Annotated in this window: 6 protein-coding genes and 1 pseudogene; 3 read left to right on the top strand and 4 right to left on the bottom strand. The window is 66.0% G+C overall.

The features are described 5' to 3' along the window. The coding region (locus FGX59_RS35940; protein ID WP_171061006.1) for a transposase at positions 1-197 on the bottom strand (197 nt) is incomplete at its 3' end. 371 nt (positions 198-568) lie between these two features. Between FGX59_RS35940 and FGX59_RS39985 the strand changes: the two are divergent. After that, a pseudogene (locus FGX59_RS39985) lies at positions 569-1,842 on the top strand (IS701 family transposase); the annotation flags it as partial. A 106-nt stretch (positions 1,843-1,948) separates the two neighbouring features. On the opposite strand, the gene FGX59_RS35930 reads toward FGX59_RS39985, so the two are convergent. The 3 genes from FGX59_RS35930 to FGX59_RS35920 all read right to left on the bottom strand — a co-directional run bounded on the left by FGX59_RS35930 (position 1,949) and on the right by FGX59_RS35920 (position 3,933). Next, positions 1,949-2,464, bottom strand: coding sequence for a chemotaxis protein CheD (locus tag FGX59_RS35930; RefSeq protein ID WP_138473358.1), 516 nt, complete (start codon positions 2,462-2,464; stop codon positions 1,949-1,951). A 15-nt stretch (positions 2,465-2,479) separates the two neighbouring features. Then, positions 2,480-3,517, bottom strand: a complete 1,038-nt coding sequence (locus FGX59_RS35925) for a chemotaxis response regulator protein-glutamate methylesterase (protein WP_138473357.1) — start codon at positions 3,515-3,517, stop codon at positions 2,480-2,482. Positions 3,518-3,666: 149 nt separating this feature from the next. Next, positions 3,667-3,933, bottom strand: coding sequence for a DUF2312 domain-containing protein (locus FGX59_RS35920; protein ID WP_138473356.1), 267 nt, complete (start codon positions 3,931-3,933; stop codon positions 3,667-3,669). A 97-nt stretch (positions 3,934-4,030) separates the two neighbouring features. Between FGX59_RS35920 and FGX59_RS35915 the strand changes: the two genes are divergently transcribed. After that, positions 4,031-4,246: a hypothetical protein gene (locus FGX59_RS35915; protein WP_138473355.1), complete on the top strand. Its 216-nt coding sequence runs from the start codon at positions 4,031-4,033 to the stop codon at positions 4,244-4,246. Between the two features lie 405 nt (positions 4,247-4,651). Next, on the top strand, positions 4,652-4,840 hold a 189-nt coding region (locus tag FGX59_RS39980; protein ID WP_370296497.1), incomplete at its 3' end, for an acetyl-coenzyme A synthetase N-terminal domain-containing protein.

Genomic DNA, 4,840 nt, shown 5'->3' with positions numbered 1-4,840 from the left:
AACAGGACTTTCAGCGCAAGGCAGGTCTGGATCGCGCTGTCGGAAAAAGTCTCCGGATGCCCGCGCTTTCCGCTGCGCTCTGCATGCCAGGTCATCTTCGGATCGAACCACACCGACAGCGAGCCACGTCTCCGCAGAGAGGCGTCATAGTCGGACCAGTTCGTCGTGCGGTAGCGGGAGGTGGCTGGCTTGGGCATGACAGAGAGCTAACCCTGCGGATTCCCGATATGAATCCCTCTTACCGAAATGTGCAACAAGGTCAAGCCGAAGCCACGTCGAGACGATGATGCATTGCGTGAAATCGCCGGGCTAGAGGCTCATGGCACGGGACTTTGACCGCCAGGCCCCGGAGCTCCGGGCTCGCATGGCCGACCTGAACGGCCGCAACGCGCCCAGCATGCCGGTCAAAAAGGCAGAGTGACAAGGCCACTTGGGGAAAGGGCGGCCTCGGTCATCTGCGGCGTTGTGCAATAGAGTCCCTCTACGAGCACTACTTTGACCTACTGGCACTACTTTGGCAGATTTTCGCTGACCTGATATTCACCGTATTCACGGGGGGGCTTTTTGGGTGCTTCATCGGGAGTCGGCATTCAGGGAGGCTGGCGATTTGCGGGAACCTTGCGGGACGATCTGGAAGGTTGGCTGGCACCGTTTGTTGCGGCGCTCGGGCACAAGACGCGAAGGCGGATGTGTCCGGCCTATGTCTCGGGTCTGATCGGCCCGGGCGACCGCAAGAGCGTGCAGCCGATGGCGGCGCGGGACGGGGTGGTGGGCTATGACCAGCTGCATCATTTCATCGCCGACGGGGTCTGGGACAGTGCGCCTCTGGAGACAGCACTTCTCGCCGAAGCCGACAGGCTGGTGGGCGGCGACGAGGCCTTTCTGGTCATCGATGATACCTGCCTGCCGAAGAGGGGGGGCGTTCGGTCGGGGTTGCGCCGCAAAATGCGTCCTCGCTGGGCAAGACTGCGAACTGCAAGTCGCGGGTCTCGTTGACGTCGGCCTCATGAGAGGTTCCGGCAATGGTCGGCTTGCGGCTGTTTCTGCCCGAGACTTGGACGGGCGGCCCCGATCGCATGGCCCGCGCGCGTGTGCCGGAGGATCGGCAGGTCGCCTTGAGCATGCCAGAGGTCGCCATCGCGGAGATTGACCGGGTGCGGCCGCAGGCGTCCGCTTCGGCTGCCTGGTGGCCGATGCGGGTTGCGGATCGAGCGGGCCTTTCCGTCACGCGCTGAGCACACGAGGCCTCGCCCGGACAGTCGGTCTGTCGCGGCGGCAGAACGTCTAACCGGTCAATGTCGGACTGATCTTTCCCGAGGCCGCGCGTGGGCGCTGCTGCAAATATCACCTGCCGGATCGCGCGGCCGTTTCCGCCGAACAGATGCTGGAGGGTGAAAAATGGAGGAAGCTCAGCTGGCGGCGGGGCACCAAAGACAGGCTGACCTGCCGGTTTGCCGCAACCCGCGTCCGGATCGCCGATGGCCACAAACACCGTATGGCCGACGGTCGCGTGCAGGCCATGCCGGGAGATGAGGAGGTCTGGCTGATCGGTGAGCGTCGTGCGACCGGCGAGCGGAAATACTACGCCTCGAACCTGCCAGCCGACACCAGCCTCAAGGCGCTCGCCGCTGCCGTCAAGGCCCGATGGATTTGCGAACAGGCGCTTCAGCACCTCAAGGAGGAGCTTGGCCTCGACCATTTCGAGGGCCGGTCCTGGACCGGTCTTCACCGACACGCCTGATGACGATGATCGCGTACGCCTTCCTGCAATCCCGCCGCCTCAAGGCCGCGGGACGGGAAAAAAGAGTCCCCGGACCATCCCCGCAACCGACCGTGCCAGCCGTCAGGCGGGCCATCCTCGACGCATTTGCGATCCCCCGCCAATCCGATGCCCTCGCTTTGAAAAGCTCATCGTAGAGCGCCCAGATGAAGATCTGCCAAGGCAGTGCTAGAACAGCTCGATATCGTCGGCCTTCGGCTTCGGCACTGCGACCGGGACTTCCTTGATCGCGGTCTCCATGAATTTCTGCCGCGCCTTGCCGCTATGCGGCCAGAACTGGATGCGCCGACCCGAGGTGCCGCCAGTGCTTTCGCCGACGCAGGAAATGTGCTCCGCCTGGAGGAACTTCATCACGAAATCCCGGTTGCGCAGGCCGATATCCGACAGGCCCGCCACCATCTTGCCGCCGCCGAAGACCTTCGCCTCCAGCCGGCTGCGGTCAGCGCCGATCTTGATCAGCCCGTTGATCAGCAGCTCCATCGCGTTCACGCCGAAGCTCGCCCCCACCGCGGCGCCGCCGGTTTCCTCCGGCAGCAGGATGTGGTTCATGCCGCCGACATTGTTCGACGGGTCGTGCAGGCAGACCGCCACGCAGGAGCCGAGCAGCGTGGTGATCATGTGCTCCGCTTCGCTGCCGACAGCGTATTCTCCCTGGTTGATGTGCTCAGTGCGTGGTCCTGCCATGGGGGTTTCCTCCGGTCAGACGGTCTGGAGACCGGGTTGAGTGCAAAGCTCGAGGATGGCGGGGGCGACGCGGCGGAGGGGCACCGCCCGCTCCGCCCCGCCGTTTTCCAGCGCCACCCGCGGCATGCCGAAAACGGTGCAGCTTTCCTCGTCCTGGGCGAGCGTGCGCGCCCCGGCGCGGCGCAGCGCCAGCATGCCGCGGGCACCATCCGCGCCCATGCCGGTCAGGATCGCCGCCACGACGCGGTTCGCCACCGGCACGGCCGAGTGGAAGAGGACATCGACCGAGGGCCGGTGGCCCGACACCTTGTCCTGCCCGTCGAGCACGCAGCGCGGCGACCGGCCGTCGAGCGCCAGATGATAGGGCCCGCCCGGCGCGATCAGCACCTTGCCCTCGGCGAGCGGCTCGCCATCGGCGGCCAGCCGCACGGCAGGCGCCGCCATGTTGTCGAGCCGCGCCGAGAAGCTCTTGAGGAATTCCGCGGGCATGTGCTGGGTGATCAGGGTCGGCGGACAATTCGCCGGGAAGCCGCCGATCACCTGCTCCAGCGCGTCGACCCCGCCGGTCGAGGAGCCGATCAGCACGATCCGGCCGCGGTTCAGGAAGCTGTTCCCGGCCCCGGCATCCTGCGTCCGCGGCTGGGCCAGCCGCGCGCCCGCCGCCATCCGGATCAGCGCCGGCAGGCGCTGCAGCGTGCCGTCGGTCGACAGGGTCGGGGTCTTTTCCAGGCAGTCCACCGCGCCGGTCGACAGCGCCTCGACCGCGGCCTGGGCGCCGCGCTTCGTCATCGACGAGAACATCAGCACCGGCATCGGCCGCAAGGTCATGATCTTCTTCAGGAAATCGAGTCCGTTCATATGCGGCATCTCGATATCGAGCACCAGCACATCGGGATTGAGCGACTTGATCATCACCCGCGCCTGGTAGGGATGCTCGGCCTCGCCGACCAGGTCCAGATCGGGATGGCGCGCCAGCTCCATTGCCACGAGCCTGCGGATGGTCGCCGAATCGTCCACGATGGCGACCCGGATGGGCCCTCTTGCGTCCTTCATGCCAGGGGTCATGCCTCCACCAGAACCGGAATGCCGCGCCCGCCGCAGGGCGCCTCCGTTCCGGTGCTACCCGGCCAACGCAAACAAAGTCTTTACGGGAGGAAGATCTCGGGGCCGGTGCGGCAGGCGCCGCCTCCGGCCGAAGGCGCTCAGGACATGCCGAGCGCTTCCTTGTAGAGCTCCAGCACCGCCTCTTCCTCAGCGATGTCGTCGCGGTCGCGCTTGCGCAGCGCGATCACCTTGCGCATGACCTTGGTGTCGTAGCCGCGCCCCTTGGCTTCGGCCATGACTTCCTTGATCTGCTCGCCGAGATCCTTCTTCTCGGCCTCGAGCCGCTCGACGCGTTCGACGAACTGGCGCAGCTCGGCTGCGGTGACGCGGAACTGGTCGCTCTTGTGCTCTTCTTCGATATCCATGCGGTTCCCCTGCTCTCGGCGCCTGCGTGGTAAGCGCTCGCCTCCTGCCATGCAAGCCCCGCTTGCCTTCGCCCGGCGGGCAAAGTACGCCTCTGGCATGGAAGCGCTTATCTGGATCGGAGCCGCGGTATCGCTCTGCGGGCTCGGCGGGCTGATTGCCTGCATTGTCATGGCAATGAAGGCCCGTGCGGCCGGTCTGGGCGACGACGCCCTGCGCGACCGCCTCAAGCGCATCGTGGCGCTGAATTTCGCCGCGCTGATGATCTCCGCCTTCGGGCTGATGGCGGTCATTCTCGGCATCATGCTGGGCTGAGCGCCGCCGCGCGCCCTGCCCCGCTGCGGCCCTCCGGGCGGCTCCCCGCGGAAAAGTGATTCGAATCACCGGCCCGGCCGCGCGCGCGCCGTGGCCGGGCAGGCCCGCATTCCCCTGGTGCAACGCGGCCATGCAGCGGGCGCCGCAGCTCTTGCCGCCGCCGCGGCCCCCGGGCCGTGCTGCGAAACCCGTCCCGGAGCCGCTCATGCCGCATTGCAGAAGCCGTCGCTAAGACGTGGAGATCGTGCGGAATTCGCGCGGAAGGAAAAGAAATTTTCGGTCGTTTACACTTTTCGGTCAAAATATTTACACGAAAATCGCGCTGCATCAGACATTTATTCCGAATGTGAAAGCCCGTGTTAATCTCTGCCCAAGGGATGAGGCGCCGCGGCCCGGCACCGGGAGATGCGGGCGGGGCGCCAGGAGACTAGGGAGAGACATATGCTGGAGAAGACGGAGGGGGTTTATCCCCCGCTTGCGGAGGTGCAGGCCTCGGCGTTGGTGAACGAGGCGCAGTACCAGGAGATGTATGCCCGCTCGATCGCGGACCCCGACGGGTTCTGGGGCGAGGCTGCGCGCGACAGGCTCGACTGG

Origin of the sequence: Poseidonocella sp. HB161398 (genome assembly GCF_005870025.1) — a bacterium.
Taxonomy (GTDB): Bacteria; Pseudomonadota; Alphaproteobacteria; order Rhodobacterales; family Rhodobacteraceae; genus Mangrovicoccus.
The sequence above is the reverse complement of the archived record's forward strand: the minus strand, read 5'-3'. Positions and strand labels throughout refer to the sequence as shown.